Source organism: Stenotrophomonas sp. GD03958 (genome assembly GCF_029839005.1).
GTDB classification, from domain to species: Bacteria; Pseudomonadota; Gammaproteobacteria; order Xanthomonadales; family Xanthomonadaceae; genus Stenotrophomonas; species Stenotrophomonas hibiscicola.
In genome coordinates this window covers 1-15,988 of record NZ_JAOBZT010000086.1, presented here as the reverse complement: position 1 = coordinate 15,988, position 15,988 = coordinate 1, and the positions used below count along the sequence as shown (strand labels likewise).

General features: G+C 67.9%; 15 protein-coding genes. 8 read left to right on the top strand and 7 right to left on the bottom strand.

What is annotated here, in order from left to right; genetic code table 11:
• Positions 1-203: hypothetical protein (locus N5C25_RS18310; protein WP_279937552.1), on the top strand; the 203-nt coding region annotated here is incomplete at its 5' end.
• A gap of 358 nt (positions 204-561) precedes the next feature.
• On the top strand, positions 562-2,661 hold the full coding sequence (locus N5C25_RS18305; RefSeq protein ID WP_279937551.1) for a glycosyl hydrolase family 18 protein: 2,100 nt from the start codon (positions 562-564) through the stop codon (positions 2,659-2,661).
• 119 nt (positions 2,662-2,780) lie between these two features.
• On the opposite strand, the gene N5C25_RS18300 is transcribed toward N5C25_RS18305, so the two are convergent.
• Positions 2,781-3,569 carry a DsbC family protein gene (locus N5C25_RS18300; RefSeq protein WP_021203463.1) on the bottom strand — a complete coding sequence of 263 codons (789 nt, stop codon included), beginning with the start codon at positions 3,567-3,569 and terminating at the stop codon, positions 2,781-2,783.
• 100 nt (positions 3,570-3,669) lie between these two features.
• Positions 3,670-4,647, bottom strand: coding sequence for a site-specific tyrosine recombinase XerD (gene xerD / locus N5C25_RS18295; protein ID WP_021203464.1), 978 nt, complete (start codon positions 4,645-4,647; stop codon positions 3,670-3,672).
• Positions 4,648-4,703: 56 nt separating this feature from the next.
• Between xerD and N5C25_RS18290 the strand changes: the two genes are divergently transcribed.
• Positions 4,704-5,195, top strand: coding sequence for an RDD family protein (locus tag N5C25_RS18290; RefSeq protein ID WP_279937549.1), 492 nt, complete (start codon positions 4,704-4,706; stop codon positions 5,193-5,195).
• 179 nt (positions 5,196-5,374) lie between these two features.
• On the opposite strand, the gene lptG is transcribed toward N5C25_RS18290, so the two are convergent.
• Complete coding sequence (gene lptG / locus N5C25_RS18285; protein ID WP_019660994.1) at positions 5,375-6,481, bottom strand: LPS export ABC transporter permease LptG; 1,107 nt, start codon at positions 6,479-6,481, stop codon at positions 5,375-5,377.
• On the bottom strand, positions 6,478-7,560 hold the full coding sequence (gene lptF / locus N5C25_RS18280) for an LPS export ABC transporter permease LptF (RefSeq protein WP_019660993.1): 1,083 nt from the start codon (positions 7,558-7,560) through the stop codon (positions 6,478-6,480). Before lptF ends, lptG begins: the two co-directional genes overlap by 4 nt.
• Positions 7,561-7,664: 104 nt before the next feature.
• On the opposite strand from lptF, the gene N5C25_RS18275 reads away from it, so the two are divergent.
• From N5C25_RS18275 to N5C25_RS18260, 4 genes are all read left to right on the top strand, one after another.
• Positions 7,665-9,143, top strand: coding sequence for a leucyl aminopeptidase (locus N5C25_RS18275; RefSeq protein WP_279937548.1), 1,479 nt, complete (start codon positions 7,665-7,667; stop codon positions 9,141-9,143).
• 82 nt (positions 9,144-9,225) lie between these two features.
• The gene (locus tag N5C25_RS18270) at positions 9,226-9,651 is read left to right on the top strand and encodes a DNA polymerase III subunit chi (protein ID WP_019660991.1); all 426 of its coding nucleotides are present in this window, start codon (positions 9,226-9,228) and stop codon (positions 9,649-9,651) included.
• Positions 9,652-9,722: 71 nt separating this feature from the next.
• The gene (locus N5C25_RS18265; RefSeq protein ID WP_251103345.1) at positions 9,723-12,551 is read left to right on the top strand and encodes a valine--tRNA ligase; all 2,829 of its coding nucleotides are present in this window, start codon (positions 9,723-9,725) and stop codon (positions 12,549-12,551) included.
• Between the two features lie 79 nt (positions 12,552-12,630).
• Entirely contained in the window at positions 12,631-13,452 is an 822-nt protein-coding gene (locus N5C25_RS18260) for an EamA family transporter (RefSeq protein WP_019660989.1), read from the top strand.
• A gap of 66 nt (positions 13,453-13,518) precedes the next feature.
• On the opposite strand, the gene rimI is transcribed toward N5C25_RS18260, so the two are convergent.
• Genes rimI through pssA form a run of 3 tightly spaced genes read right to left on the bottom strand, consistent with a single transcriptional unit; the run spans position 13,519 to position 15,295 of the window.
• The gene (rimI, locus tag N5C25_RS18255; protein ID WP_251103347.1) at positions 13,519-14,016 is read right to left on the bottom strand and encodes a ribosomal protein S18-alanine N-acetyltransferase; all 498 of its coding nucleotides are present in this window, start codon (positions 14,014-14,016) and stop codon (positions 13,519-13,521) included.
• Complete coding sequence (locus N5C25_RS18250) at positions 14,013-14,522, bottom strand: hypothetical protein (protein WP_058980477.1); 510 nt, start codon at positions 14,520-14,522, stop codon at positions 14,013-14,015. The genes rimI and N5C25_RS18250 overlap by 4 nt, the downstream gene beginning before the upstream one ends.
• The gene (pssA, locus tag N5C25_RS18245) at positions 14,519-15,295 is read right to left on the bottom strand and encodes a CDP-diacylglycerol--serine O-phosphatidyltransferase (protein ID WP_279937545.1); all 777 of its coding nucleotides are present in this window, start codon (positions 15,293-15,295) and stop codon (positions 14,519-14,521) included. Before pssA ends, N5C25_RS18250 begins: the two co-directional genes overlap by 4 nt.
• Positions 15,296-15,375: 80 nt before the next feature.
• Here pssA and N5C25_RS18240 point away from each other — a divergent pair, with 80 nt between their 5' ends.
• Positions 15,376-15,753 (top strand): DUF4124 domain-containing protein, encoded by a 378-nt coding sequence (locus N5C25_RS18240; RefSeq protein WP_279937544.1) that lies wholly within the window; start codon positions 15,376-15,378, stop codon positions 15,751-15,753.
• Positions 15,754-15,988: the final 235 nt, after the last annotated feature.

Genomic DNA, 15,988 nt, shown 5'->3' with positions numbered 1-15,988 from the left:
GATCTGCGGTAGATCCACGCCATGCGTGGATGCTCCCCGGTAGTGCCGGCCGCTGGCCGGCAACCAGGGAACATCAGAAATCAGGCATAGGAGAGCGCAGCGACCGGCTTCTGCTTTTGATTTTGATTTTTTGTTCTGTCTTTCGTGGCTGGCGGCGCAGGAAACTGTCCGTGGCCGGGTGGGTGGGCTGCGCAGGGGCGTGAGCCGCATGGATGCGGCGACCGAGCTTACATGGACGTACTTGCAGCGTCCCCTGCGCAGCCCACCCGCCCGGCCCCCCCAGAAATCCGCTGTTCGCGGAAAGCCCCAGCCACGAGGGGCTCCGCCGATGGCCGCCGACCGCGCAGCGCCGCTCTCCATCCGAATCCCGGAACCATGCGCTTGCTCACGGATTGACCACGCGATTGATGACAACGTTGTCCCCACCTGGTGCCGGACTCTCTCCCCGGCCTCCCAGGTGCCCTCCGTCCGGCCCCTCCGTCGCCTTCCCCGGCGATGCCCGGACCTGCGTCACGCGCGGCGCCATCGGGGCCCGCGCGCCCTTTGATCGGAGACTTACCCATGTACGACCCGATTGTGCGCAGTGCCGAACGTTCGACCCGAAGCTGTCGTCCCCGCCGCCTGGCCTGGCTGCTTGCCTTGGCCGCCGGTGCCGCCGTCCTGCCCGGCCTGGCGCAGGCCGCCAGCTGTGCCGGGGTGGCCGAATGGGACCAGGCCAAGATCTACCGGGCCGGCGATACCCTGCAGAAAGGAGGCGTCCTCTATCGGGCGAACCAGGACATCTGGAACGCGCCGCCGGACCATCCGGCCGGCGCGCCCTACTACACCAACCTCGGCGCCTGCGATGGCGGCGGCGCCAACCAGCCGCCGGTGGTCAGCCTGACCTCGCCGGCCAACGGTGCCACCTTCAGTGCCGGCAGCACGGTGAACGTGACCGCCACCGCCAGTGATCCAGACGGCAGCGTCGCCAAGGTCGAGTTCTTCCGCGATGGCAGCACGCTCGGCGTGGCCACCAGTGCGCCGTATGCGGCCAGCTGGGCCAACGCCAGCGCCGGCAGCCACACCCTGCGCGCGGTGGCCACCGACAACAACAACGCCACCACCAGCACGGCGACCATCACCATCACCGTCAACGCCGCCAGCGGCGACACCACCGCGCCGAGCGTGCCGGGCGGGCTGGCGGTCGGCACCCGTACCGCCAACAGCATCGCGCTCAGCTGGAGCCCGTCCACCGACAACACCGGTGGCAGCGGCGTGGCCGGCTATGACGTGTACCGCAACGGCAGCCTGGTCGGTTCACCGTCCAGTGCCAGCTACGTCGATGGCGGGTTGACGGCATCCACCACCTACCGCTACCGCGTACGCGCCCGAGACAATGCCGGCAATGCCTCAGCGCAGGGCACCGAGATCAGCGCCACCACGCTGGCCGGCGACGGCGGAACCACCGGCAAGCGGGTCATCGGTTACTTCACCCAGTGGGGCATCTACGGCCGCAACTACCGGGTCAAGAACATCGACAGCAGCGGTTCGGCCGCGCGCCTGACCCACATCAACTACGCGTTCGGCAACGTGCGCAACAACCGTTGCGAAGTGGGCGTCACCCAACCCTCGGATCCGAACAGCGGTGCCGGTGGCGATGCTTTCGCCGACTACACCAAGGCCTTCAGTGCCGCCGAGAGTGTCAGCGGCAGCGCCGACACCTGGGACCAGCCGCTGCGCGGCAACTGGAACCAGCTCAAGCAGCTCAAGGCCAAGTACCCGAACCTGAAGGTACTGATCTCGCTGGGTGGCTGGACCTGGTCGCGCGGCTTCTCCAGCGCAGCGCGCCCGGAGAACCGCCAGGCCTTCGTCGCCTCGTGCATCGACGCGTACATCAAGGGCAATCTGCCAGTGACCGACGGTGCCGGTGGTGCCGGTGCCGCGCTGGGTGTGTTCGACGGCATCGACATCGACTGGGAATACCCGGTGGCCTGCGGCATCGAATGCGGCAAGCCGGAAGACAACGCCAACTTCACCGCGCTGATGGCCGAGTTCCGCCGCCAGCTCGATGCGGTGCGTCCGGGCCTGTTGCTGACGGTGGCGGTGGGCGCCGGCATCGACAAGATCCGCGTCACCGATCCGGCCGCGTACCACCCGTACCTGGACTACATCAACGTGATGACCTACGACTTCCACGGCGCGTGGGATGCGAAGACCAATCACCAGTCGGCGCTGTTCGATTCGCCCAATGATCCGTCCACCGGCGACCAGAAGCTGTACAACAGCAACGACGCCATCGAGGCCTTCATCAGCCGTGGCGTGCCCGCGGCCAAGCTCAACCTGGGCATCGGCTACTACGGACGTGGCTGGACCGGTGTGGCCAACGCCAACAACGGCCTGTACCAGACCGCGACCGGCGCTGCCCCGGGCACGTATGAAGCCGGCATCGAGGACTGGAAGGTGCTGAAGAACCTGGCGTGGCCGGGCTACACCGACAACACCGCCGGTGCCACCTGGATCTACAACGGCAGCACGCTGTGGAGCTTCGATACCCCGGCCAACATCACCCGCAAGATGGGCTACGTGAAGACCCAGGGCCTGGGCGGCGCGTTCGTCTGGGAGTTCAGTGGTGACGATGCGCAGGGCACGCTGACCAAGGCGATCAGTGATGGCCTGAAGTAAGAAAAAAGCCGGGGGTGCTGCGCGCCCCCGGCTTCCTACCTGTAGAGCCGAGCCCATGCTCGGCTGCGGAAACATCAGCCGAGCATGGGCTCGGCTCTACAGAAACAAGGTCGGTCGCGTCAGCGCTTGGCCGACAGCTTTTCCAGCGCCGCACGCAGCTGTGCCGGCGGCAGGTAGCCCCCCAGCTGGGTGCCGTCCGGCGCGAAGATCGCCGGCGTGCCATTCACGCCCAGCTGCTGGCCCAATGCGTACTGCATCGCCACCGGGTTGGTGCAGTTCTTTGCCGGCACGCTGCCACCGCGCTTGGCGTTGGTCAGTGCCTGGCGGCGATCGGCCGCACACCAGACCGAGATCATGTCGGTGTAGTCCTTGCTGCCGAGGCCCATGCGCGGGAATGCCAGGTACTCGACGGAGATGCCGTTGCGGTTGAGCTCGGCGATGTCCTGGTGCAGCTTGCGGCAGTAGCCGCATTCGATGTCGGTGAACACGCTGATGGTGTACTTGGCGTTCGGTGCGGCAAACACGATGCGGTCGCCATGGTTGGCCTTGGCCAGCAGATCGCGGCGGTAGCCGAGCAGGCCTTCGCTGTTGGCCGGGCCCTTGGCACGGGTGTCGTAAGGCTGCGACTGGAACAGGTAACGGCCATCATCGGACACGTACAGGAGCTGGCCGGAGACCACCACTTCACGGAAGCCCGGGAACGGTGCGGCACCGATGTAATCCACCTGGAAACCGGGATTGAGCGCGGTCAACGCGGCACGTACCGCCTGGTCGGCCGACGCGTTGGCGGCGGGGGCGGCCTTGGCCGCAGCGGCAGCAGCAGGCGCCTTGGCGGCCGGCGGGGCCGGCTGGGCGCAGGCGGTCAGGCTGAGCGCACCGAACACGGCGGCGATGGCAAATCGGAGCATGGAACGATCCGCGACAGAAGAAGACCCTGGATTCTGACACAGCCGGCGGTACCGGACAGCGGCACCGCCCATGGTTTGTGGCCGGGATTCAGGGGCCTGCTCAGCCGCGCGGATGGTGGCGGGCGTGCAGCTTCTGCAGGTGCTCGCGCGCTACCAGGGTGTAGATCTGGGTGGTGGACAGCGAGCTGTGGCCGAGCAGCATCTGCAACGCGCGCAGGTCGGCACCACGGTTGAGCAGATGGGTGGCGAAGCTGTGGCGCAGGCCGTGCGGGCTGATCCGCGCCGGGTCGATGCCGGCCACCTGCGCATGGCGCTTGACCAGGTGCCAGAACGCCTGCCGGGTCAGCGCATGCAGCGACGGCTCGATGAACAACGGCGTCTGCCCATCGGCCAGCGCCTGCACCTTGCCCTTCCCGACCAGCTGCGGCCGCGAGTGCTGCAGGTAGCGCTCCAGCCAGTGCTGGGATTCCTCGCCCAACGGCACCAGCCGTTCCTTGCTGCCCTTGCCGGTGACCCGCAGCACGCCCTGGCGCAGGTTGACCGCAGTCGCGGGCAGCAGCACCAGCTCGCTCACGCGCAGGCCGGCGGCGTACATCAGTTCCAGCATGGCGCGATCGCGCAGGCCCAATGCGCTGTCGGTATCGGGCGCTGCCAGCAGCGCGTCGATCTGGCTTTCGGCCAGCGCCTTGGGCAGCAGCCGTGGCAACTTCGGCGGGTCGAGCAGCGCGCTGGGATCCTCGCTGCGTTCGCCGCGGCGCACGCCATCGGCGAAGAACGCCCGCAACGCCGACAGCAGGCGCGCATTGCTGCGCGGCGACCAGCCATGCCGGGTGCGCCAGGCCAGATACTCGAACAGTCCGGGGCGCTCGATGCCGGCCAGGCCACCGTCGCGCCCATCCATCCAGCGCGCCAGCCCTTCCAGATCGCGCCGGTAGCTGTCGAGGGTGGCGCGGGCCAGGCCGTTCTCGGCCCAGATCGCATCAAGGAAGCGCTGGATGCGTGCGCTGTCGTCGGCGCGCAGTTCGGGCAGTTGCTGGACCAGCTGGCGGCGTTCGGCGGGGGTGGAAACATGGGCCATGCGTGCAGGATACGGGGGCCACTGCGGGCACGGCCAGCTTTGCGTATGCTCGACGCATGTCCCAGCCTGCCACCGACACGGCCTCTGCCGCTGCTACCGAAATGCCCCATCCGCGCGCATTGTTGCTGTGGCGCATGCTGGCAATGATCTACGACGCACTGCCGGTGCTGGCACTGTGGATGCTCGCCGGCACGCTGTTCACCCTCGCCTACACCCTCAGCGGCCACGCGCAACGCGAGAACATCGCGCCATTCAGTGCCTGGCAGTGGCTGCTGTGGGCGGTGTGCTGGGCGATCACGGGGTGGTACGCCACGGCCAGCTGGCGCCGCGGCGGACAGACGCTGGGCATGCGTCCATGGCGGCTGAAAGTGCAATCGAGCGATGGCACGCCACTGCGGCGCAACCAGCTGTGGCTGCGCTTTGCGGTAGGTACGCTGTCACTGCTGCTGGGCGGGCTGGGATTCTGGTGGGCGTGGGTCGACCGTCAACGCCTGACCTGGCACGACCGCGCCAGCGGCACCCGCGTGGTGCGCATGCCCAAGCGGTGATGCACGCCCTGTAGAGCCGAGCCCATGCTCGGCTGGCAGGCGGTGCGCAAAAAGCAGCCGAGCATGGGCTCGGCTCTACAGAATCCAGCACGCTGGGCCGGGATGCTGGTGGTCCTGGCACGGATGCCGAAGCGGTGGATTGCCCCGGTAGCGCCGGGCATGGCCCCGCGCTACCAGAATCAGCCCGACTTGCGCCGGAACAACAGTCCGGACACGGCCAGCATCACGATCGGCGGCAACGCATAGGCAATGCGGTAGTCGAACTTCAACGCGCCGGCCATGCGCCCGAAGAACAGCTGCAGTAGCCAGAAGCCCAGCGCGAACAGGATGCCCAGGAACAGGCGCTTGCCCATGCCGCCGCTGCGCAGCGAACCAAACGCGAACGGCACCGCCGCCAGGCACAGCGCCAGCACATTCACCGGGTAGAACCAGCGGCTCCAGTAGACATCCTCGAAATCGCGCGCATCCAGCCCGTTGCGCTGGCGGTAGGCAATGCTGGTGCTCAGCTCGGCAACGCTCAGGTTGCGCGGCTTGGCGATGCCGGTAGCCAGTGCCGCCGCATCGAGATTCGAGTTCCACGGCTCGCGCGCCACTTCCTGGCGGGTCGCCGAACGCTCGCCGAAGGTGTCGCGACGCACCCCGGTCAGCACCCAGCCGTCCTTGTCGTGCTCGGCGGTGGCGGCATGGGTCAACGAGGCGATCCCTCCGTTCCCGGCAATGCGGTAGAGACGCACGTCGCGCAGGATCAGGCGGGTGCCCTTGTCACCGACCAGCTGCTCCTCGCCGCTCTGCGCGTTGAGGAAGGTATCGCCTTCGCGTGCCCACAGGCCGGAGTAGCGGCTGGTCGCGATATCCCGGCCCCACTTGGCGCTGGACTTCAGCGCATCGGCGCGGTCCTGGCCCCAGGGGCCCAGCGTCTCGGCGCTGAGCACCATCACCGCGGTCAGCAGCGACAGTGCAATCGCCACCGAAACGCTCAGGCGCTTGCGCGACAGGCCCAGTGCACGCAGCGCGGTCAGTTCAGAGGTCGCTGCCAGCTGGCCCAGGCCCATCAGTGCGCCGATCACCGCAGCCGTGGGGAACATGGTGTAGGCGCGGCGCGGCACCGTGTACAGCACCCAGGCGGCGGCATGGCCCAGCGTATAGCCGTTCTTGCCGATGTCCTTGAACTCGCCGGAGAAGGCCATCACCACGTCCAGGCCGACCAGCACCGCCCAGGTCAGCAGCACCGTGGTGAACACCGACCGGCCCAGGTACAGGTCGAAACGCATCGGGCGCAGCCTCATGCGCGGGCTCCCTTCGGGTGGCCCAGGCGGCCATCACGTGCATACATCCAGATCGCCAGCGCCAGCAGCGGCACCGTCAACCACCACAGGCCCAGCGCGGCCGGAATCTTGCCGTTGGCAATCCAGCCACTGCCGATGAACATCAGGTTGGTACCCACCATGTAGGCCATCAGGGCCAGCATCATGCGGCCATAGCGCTGCTGCCGCGGCGAACTGCGGCCCAGCGGCACGGTCAGCAGGGCGAACGCCAGCGCGATCAGCGGCGGTGCGATGCGACGGTGCAGCTGCGCCTGCGCCTGCGGGCGCGCATCGCCGATCAGCTTCAGGGTCGGCATCAGTTCCGGGTCGTCCTCGGTGCGGGTCTGTGCGCCGTCGGGCAGGGCCACGTCATTGCGGGCGAAGGTCGCCAGCCGGTAGTCGAGCCCACCGGCCACGGGCCCTTCCACCTGGTGGCCATCATCCAGTTCCAGGAAGCGCTGGCGGGTGCCCTCGAAGTACATGCGGCCACTGTTGGCCGACACCACTTCCAGGCGATCATCCTTCTGCCGCTGCAGGAACACCTTGCCCAGCTGGGTGCCGTCGGGCGAGATCGAGGACAGGTAGACCACGCCGCCGTTGGGCAGCGGCGTGAAACGGCCCGGCTCCAGGCCGGCCATCAGCACGCTGCGGTTGGCCTCGATGACCATCTGCTCTGCCACCCGGCCGGCCCACGGGCCCAGCCACAGCGAGCAGGCGCCGACCAGCAGTACCACCGGCACCACCAGCATCAGCAGCGGCCGCAGCAGCCGCTTTGGGCCTACCCCGATCGCGGTGATGACCGCCATCTCCGAGTCGCGGTACAGGCGGGCGATGGCCAGCAGCAGGCCCAGCATCAGCGCCAGCGGCAGGATCAGCGGCAGGTAGGCGATGAACTGCAGGCCCAGCTGCGAGAACAGCAGCTTGGCCGGCAGGCGCCCGTCGGCGATGTTGCCGAGGATGTCCACCAGCACGCCGCCCACGCTGACCACCAGCAGGACGATCAGGGTAGCCAGGAAACTCTGGACGAAATCGCCCAGCAGGTATCGGTCGAGCTTCAGCATGGGGCGGTGGTTTAAACTCTGGGGTTCGTTCGCGGTGCCGCCCAGTCTACTGTCTGGGCGTAAACGGCCTGCGATTGTACGGACTCGCCAATGGAATCTGCTCAATGGCCCTCGAATTCACCCTGAACCACGTTGCTCCGGCCGCCGCCACCGTTGATTGCCTGGTGGTCGGCGCGTATGCCGACCATACCCTGACCCCGGCCGCGCAGGCGCTGGATGCCGCCAGTGGTGGCCGCCTGGCCGCCCTGGCCCAGCGTGGCGACCTGTCCGGCAAGACCGGCGCCACCACCCTGCTGCACGACCTGCCGGGCGTGAGCGCGCCGCGCGTGCTGGTGGTCGGCCTCGGCGACGCCGCCCGCTTCGGCGTGCCGCAGTACCTGAAGGCCGTGGGCGACGCCGTGCGTGCTTTGAAGGCCGGCGCTGCCCGCAGCGCACTGTTCACCCTGTCCGAAGTGGCGGTGAAGGACCGCGACGCGGCCTGGGCGATCCGCCAGGCGGTGATCGCCGCCGATCACGCCGCCTACCGCTACACCGCCACCCTGGGCAAGAAGAAGGCAGACGACGCCGGCCTGGCCCAGCTGGCCGTTGCCGGTGACGACGCCCTGGCCTTGGCCCAAGGCCAGGCCATTGCTGCCGGTGTCGAGTTCGCCCGCGAACTGGGCAACCTGCCGCCGAACTACTGCACCCCGGCCTATCTGGCCGAGGTGGGCGTGAAGTTCGCCGCCGAGCACGAAGGCGCCGAAGCCGAGATCCTCGACGAGCACCAGATGCAAGCGCTGGGCATGGGCTCGCTGCTGGCGGTGGCCCGCGGTTCGGCCAACCGCCCGCGCCTGGTCGTGCTGAAGTGGAACAATGGCGGTGACGCCAAGCCGTACGTGCTGGTCGGCAAGGGCATCACCTTCGATACCGGTGGCGTCAACCTGAAGACCCAGGGCGGCATCGAGGAAATGAAGTACGACATGTGCGGTGGCGCCAACGTCATCGGCACCTTCGTCGCTGCGGTCAAGGCCAAGCTGCCGCTGAACCTCGTCGTGGTGGTCCCGGCGGTGGAAAACGCCATTGACGGCAATGCCTACCGCCCGTCCGACGTGATCACCTCGATGTCGGGCAAAACCATTGAAGTGGGCAACACCGACGCCGAAGGCCGCCTGATCCTGTGCGATGCGCTGACCTACGCGCAGCGCTTCGAGCCGGCGGCGCTGGTCGATGTCGCCACCCTGACCGGTGCCTGCATGGTCGCCCTGGGCCACCAGACCGCCGGCCTGATGAGCAAGCACGACGACCTGGCCAACGAGTTGCTGGCCGCCGGCGAGCAGGTATTCGACCGCGCCTGGCGCCTGCCGCTGTGGGACGAATACCAGCCGATGCTGGATTCGACCTTCGCCGACGTCTACAACATCGGCGGCCGCTGGGCCGGTGCGATCACCGCCGGCTGCTTCCTGTCGCGCTTCGCCGAAGGCCAGCGCTGGGCCCACCTGGACATCGCCGGCGTGGCCAGCGATGAAGGCAAGCGCGGCATGGCCACCGGCCGCCCGGTGGGCCTGCTGAGCCAGTGGCTGCTGGACCAGGCCGCCCGCGCCTGATGCCGTACCCGACCCTGGCCGGCAGACGCCGGCCCGGGCCTCGCCCGGCACCGCCGGAACCCTGCCTGACCCGGACCCTGCCATGCCCCGCGCCGACTTCTACCTGATCGCCAAGCCCCGTTTCCTGACCGAGCCCCTGCGCCTGGTCTGCGAGCTGGCGCGCAAGGCCAACGACGCCGGGTTGTTCACCCTGGTGCTGGCCCGCGACCAGGCCCAGGCCGAGGAGCTGGACGAACTGCTGTGGGCGTTCGACAACGATGCCTACATCCCGCACCAGATTGCCGGCGAAGACATGGACGAGGAAGAAGCCCTGGTGCTGATCGCCGTGCCCGGCACCGAGGCACCGGTGCGTCCGCTGGTGATCAACCTGCGCGACGAGCCCTGGCTGGGCCAGTGCGAGCGCGTGCTGGAAGTGGTTCCGGCCGACCCGGAAGCGCGCGAACCGCTGCGCGAACGCTGGCGCCAGTACAAGGCCGCCGGTTACGACCTGAACAAGCACGACATGTAAGCGCGCCCCGGGCCCTTGATGGGCCGCCGCTGCGCCCTGATCCTTCAACGATTACCTCCTGGTTCCCCCGCATGACCCAACTCGCCTCCAGCTACGACCCGACGGCCTTCGAGACCGACCTCTACGAGGCCTGGGAGAAGGCCGGCCACTTCAAGCCGTCCGGCACGGGCGAGCCGTACACCATCCTGCTGCCGCCGCCGAACGTGACCGGCACCCTGCACATGGGCCACGCGTTCCAGCAGACCCTGATGGACGCGCTGGTGCGCTACCACCGCATGCGCGGCTACGACACGCTGTGGCAGGTCGGTACCGACCACGCCGGCATCGCCACCGAAATGGTGGTCAGCCGCAACCTGGCGCTGGAGGGCAAGGGCGAGACGCGCGATTCGCTGGGCCGCGAAGGCTTCATCGGCAAGGTCTGGGAGTGGAAGCAGCAGTCCGGCGACACCATCGAGCGCCAGATGCGCCGACTTGGCACTTCCGCCGACTGGTCGCGCAGCACCTTCACCATGGACCCGCAGCCGTCGGCGGCGGTCAACGAAGCCTTCGTGCGCTGGTACGAGCAGGGCCTGATCTACCGTGGCCAGCGCCTGGTGAACTGGGACCCGGTGCTGAAGACCGCCATTTCCGACCTGGAAGTGGAGAGCGCCGAGGAAGACGGCTTCCTGTGGTCGATCGCCTACACGCTGGATGAGGGCCTGAGCTACGAGCACATCGAGCGCGATGCCGACGGCGTGGAAACCCTGCGCGAAACCCGCGACTACCTGGTGGTCGCCACCACCCGCCCGGAAACCCTGCTGGGCGATACGGCAGTGATGGTGCACCCGGAAGACGAACGCTACGCGCACCTGATCGGCAGGAACGTGGTGCTGCCTTTGACCGGCCGCCGCGTGCCGGTGATCGCCGATGATTACGTGGACCGCGCGTTCGGCACCGGCGTGGTCAAGGTCACCCCGGCGCATGATTTCAACGACTACGAAGTGGGCGTGCGCCACAGCCTGCCGATGATCAACCTGTTCACGCCGGTGGCAGCGCTGAACGAAAACGCGCCGGAACGCTTCCAGGGCCTGGACCGCTATGAAGCGCGCAAGGCCGTGCTGGCCGAACTGGAAGACCTGGGCATCCTGATCGAGACAAAGGCGCACAAGCTGCAGGTGCCGCGCGGTGACCGTACCGGCCAAGTGATCGAGCCGTACCTGACCGACCAGTGGTTCGTGAAGATGGACGACCTGGCCAAGCGTGGCCTGGAACTGGTCGAGGACGGTTCGATCTCCTTCGTGCCGCCGAACTGGATCAACACCTACCGCCACTGGATGAACAACATCCAGGACTGGTGCATCAGCCGCCAGCTGTGGTGGGGCCACCGCATTCCGGCGTGGTTCGATGCCGCCACCGGCAACTGCTACGTCGGTCGCAGCGAAGAGGAAGTGCGCGCGAAGCACAACCTGGGCAGCGACGTGGTGCTGAACCAGGAAAGCGACGTGCTGGAGACCTGGTTCTCCTCGCAGCTGTGGCCGTTCTCCACCCTGGGCTGGCCGAATGAGCAGGCCATGGCCGAGCGCGGCTTCGACCGCTACCTGCCATCGTCGGTGCTGATCACCGGCTTCGACATCATCTTCTTCTGGGTGGCGCGCATGATCATGGCCACCGACAACCTGGTCGGGAAGATCCCGTTCAAGGACGTCTACTTCACCGGCCTGATCCGCGACGGCCAGGGCCAGAAGATGTCCAAGAGCAAGGGCAACGTGCTCGACCCGCTGGACATCATCGACGGCATCACCATCGACGATCTGGTCGCCAAGCGTACCGGCGGCCTGATGCAGCCGAAGATGGTGGAGAAGATCGAAAAGGCCACCCGCAAGGAATTCCCGGACGGCATTGCTGCCCACGGTGCCGATGCGCTGCGCTTCACCATCGCCGCGCTGGCCACCCACGGCCGCGACATCAAGTTCGACATGAACCGCGCCGAGGGCTACAAGAACTTCTGCAACAAGCTGTGGAATGCCAGCCGCTTCGCGCTGATGAACACTGAAGGTGCCGCGTTCACCGGCGTGCCGAAGCCGCGTACCGATGCCGAGCGCTGGATCCTCGCGCGCCTGGCCGCCACCACCGCCGAAGCGCAGGGCCATTTCGCCGCCTACCGCTTCGACCTGCTGGCGCAGTGCCTGTACGAGTTCGCCTGGAACGCGTTCTGCGACTGGTTCCTGGAACTGAGCAAGCCGGCACTGAACGGTGCAGACGCCGCCGACGCCGAAAGCACCCGCCACACCCTGCTGTACGTGCTGGAAGCGCTGCTGCGCCTGCTGCACCCGCTCACGCCGTTCATCACCGAACAGCTGTGGCAGCAGCTGGCCCCGCGCCTGGGCCTGACCGAAACCACGCTGTCGCTGCGCCCGTACCCGACCGCCGCCGAGTTCGAAGGCGATTTCGCCCAGGCCGAGGCCGACGTGGAATGGCTGAAGGCGGTGATCAGTGCCGTGCGCCGCGTGCGCAGTGAGCTGAACGTCGCGCCGTCCAAGCTGGTGCCGCTGCGCCTGCAGGCCGGGCTGGAGCAGGACCGCGTGCGCATCGAACGCTTCAGCGCCTCGCTGTCGTTCCTGCTGAAGCTGGACAGCATCCAGTGGCTGGCCGAAGGCGAAAGCGCACCGCCGGCCGCCGCCGCGATCGTGGGCGAGCTGAAGCTGCTGGTGCCGCTGGAAGGCTTGGTCGATCTGGACGCCGAGCGCGCACGCCTGGACAAGGAGATCAAGCGCGTGGAAGGCGAGCAGGAAAAGAGCGAAACCAAGCTGGCCAGGTTCACCGACAAGGTTCCACCGGCGGTGGTCGAGCAGGAGCGCGTGCGATTGGCCGACTGGAACACCCAGCTGGCCGGCCTGCGCGAACAGCGCGCGAAGCTGTAACACCTCGCCCTGGTAGGTGCCAACCAAGGTTGGCACCCACCAAACCCGGAACATTTTCCCGGCATGGCATCATCACCGGATGCCGCTTTCCATCTTCCTGCTGGTCCTCGCCGCCGCGGCACTGCATGCCAGCTGGAATGCAATCGTCAAGCGCGGGCCGGACAAGTTCCTCGGCACCGTGCTGGTGACCGGCAGCGCTGCGCTGCTGTCGGCGGCGGCCCTGCCCTTCCTGCCGTTCCCGGCCGCGCAAAGCTGGCCCTGGCTGGCTGCATCCGTGCTGCTGCAGGTGACCTACTACGGGCTGGTCGCACGCTGCTACCAGCGGGTCGACATGAGCCTGGCCTATCCGCTGATGCGTGGCAGCGCGCCGATCCTGGTCGCACTGGCGGGCTCCCTGCTGGGCGAGCAACTGCCCCCGGCGGCGTGGCTGGGCGTGGTGCTGGTGAGCACCGGCATCCTGTGCATGGCACTGGGTGCACGTGGCGGCCAGCTGCGCCTGCCGCTGCTGACTGCGGCGATGATCGCCACCTACACCCTGGTCGATGCGCACGGCGCGCGCGAGTCCGGCAGCGCGCTCAGCTACACGCTGTGGTTGTTCCTGCTGTCGGGCATTCCGCTGCCGCTGTGGGCGTTGTACACCCGCGGCGGCGCGGTATTGGACTATGCGCGGCAGCATTGGCCACTGGGCCTGGCCGGTGGCGTCGGCACCACCGCCTCCTACGCAATGGCGTTGTGGGCCATGACCCAGGCACCGGTGGCGATGGTCTCGGCGCTGCGCGAATCCTCGATCCTGTTCGCGTTGCTGATCTCGGTATTCGTGCTGCGCGAGCGGATTCCGCGTGCACGCTGGCTGGCAGCGGCGTTGATTGTGGGTGGCGTGCTCGCACTGCGGATGGCGTGAGAGAAGCGTGCCAACCAAGGTTGGCGGCTAGCGGTAGTGCCGGCCGCTGGCCGGTACCCTTCTCCGTCACAACGGCGGCATCGCCTGCAGGTCACCATCGACCAGCTCGATCGCCATCACCACCGCGTCCTCGCGGCCCTGTGCGGCCGGGTAGTAGCGCGGGCGGCGGCCGATCTCGTTGAAGCCTTCGCTGTGGTACAGCGCCAGCGCCGGCGTATTGGACGGACGCACTTCGAGGAACACACGCTGTGCCCCCCGGTGGCCAGCCAGCTGTACCAGCGCGCGCAGCAGTTGACGACCCAGCCCACGCGACTGCGCCAGCGGATCGATGCAGATGTTCAATACATGTGCCTCATCGGCCGCGATGCTGAGCACGCCATAGCCGATCAACTGGCCATCGCGCTCCATGGCCAGGCCGGGATAGCCCGCACGCAGGCAATCGACGAAGATGCCGCGGGTCCACGGAAACGGATACCCGCGTACTTCAATCGCCATCACCGCGTTGAGGTCACTCTCGCGCAGCGCGCGCAGGCTGACCAGACCAGGCTGGCTGACCGCACTCACGGTGCGCCCCGCTTGCGCAGGGCACGCAGCTGCGGCCACAGCGCGCGCTTGGCGGCGGGATCCTGGCGCAGCTGGTCCAACGGCCAGCTGTCCATCAGCGCCTGCGTGGCCGGATCATTGGGATTGCAGCCGGACGCGCGCAGCAAGGCGATCTGCAGGCGATCCGGCAGCCGCACCACCGGCTGCCGGGCATTGCCGCCGGGCAGCGGGCGGGCCGCCGCCGGCGCGGTATCCGGTGCATTGACCGGGGTCTGGCGACGTGGTGGCGCCTGGCGTTCCTGCCGGGAAACCGGTGTTGGCGCAGCCAGAGGTTCGCGCGCGGGCGCGGTGGGTGCCCGCGCCTGCTCCACCGCTGGCGCGGCAGCCGCCTCGGCTTCGGCCACGCTCAGCTGCAGCGCGGCGTCCAGCTCGGCGGCCAGCTGGCCGTCGTGATAGACGGTGTAGCCCATGGCCTGCAGCCAGGCCTGCTGGGCCGGTGACCACAGCACGGGCAGGTCCTGGCTCACGCGGCCTCGGGCTTCTTGCGCAGGCGCTGCACGGCCCACATCACCGGGCCGGACAGGGCGTACAGGATGCCCACCGCGAACAGCACGCGCGGCAGATCGATGACCGCGATGGCGATGGCCACCGGCACCAGGGCCAGCACCAGGAACGGCACGCGGTCGGAACGGGTACCCTTGGCGCCGCCGCCCTTGAAGCTCCAGAAGCGGATGCGGCTGACCATCAGCAGCGCCGCGATGATCGTCACCGCCAGCGCCACGTAGCGCAGCTGGTTGCCGTCCCAGCCCAGGTTGCCATCTGCGAACGCCCAGACGAAGGACATCATCAGGCCGGCCGCGGCCGGGCTGGCCAGGCCGACGAACCAGCGTTTGTCGACCACCGCCACCTGGGTATTGAAGCGGGCCAGGCGCAGTGCCGCGCAGGCCGCGTACAGGAACGCTACGGCCCAGCCAACGCGGCCGAGCAGCGGATCGTCGAACTTCAGCCACGACAGCGACCAGTGATACATCACCAGCGCCGGAGCCATGCCGAAGCTGACCAGGTCGGCCAGCGAGTCGTACTGCACGCCGAATTCGCTGCTGGTGCCGGTCAGGCGCGCCACGCGCCCATCCAGCCCATCCATCACCGCCGCCACGAACACGGCGATGCTGGCGTTGATGAAATCCCCATTGGCCGCGGCGATGATCGCGTAGAAGCCGGCGAACAGTCCGGCAGTGGTGAACAGGTTGGGCAGCAGGTAAATCGTGCGCGAACGCGGCGGCGGTGTGATCGGGTCCATGGAATCCAGTTTAATCGACTTGCCAGTGCTCGGCGCCAATGCTGCAATCGGCGTTCTACGCCCATTCCGCGGAGTTTGCCATGCGTGCCCTGTCCTGCCTTGGATGCCTGCTGCTGCTGGCCAGTGCCAGCGCCGTGGCTGGCCCGGTCTATAAATGGAAGGACGCCCATGGCGTGACCCAGTATTCGGAGACCCCGCCGGCCGGCAAAAAGTACGAGACCCGGGAGCAGGCGCGCAGCCCGCAGACTGCAGCCAGCACCCAGACTCCGGCTGCACCGGTGCCCGAGCAGTGCAGCACCGCCCGTGCCAACCTGGCCTTGCTGGATGGTGGCGGCCAGGTGATGCAGGACACCGATGGTGATGGCAAGGCCGATACCCCGTTGAGCCCGGAGCAGCGCACCGCGCAGAAGGGGCTGGCGGAGGCCGCGATCAAGGCGTACTGCCCACCGGCAGGTTAAGGGGGTCGGCAGGGCTGCGCCCTGCACCTGCAGAGGCTGCATGCAACGGCAACGGCAACGTCAAAAGCGGGCATTCCGTGGTATGGCGGGGCGGTGTCGGATTGCGGGGACGCCGCAAGTACGTCCATGTAGGCTTGGCAGCCGCATCCATGCGGCTGACACCCCGCAATCCGACACCGCCCCACCCCCGACAGATTCCCGGTGGCCAGTAGATCCACGCCATGCGTGGATGAAA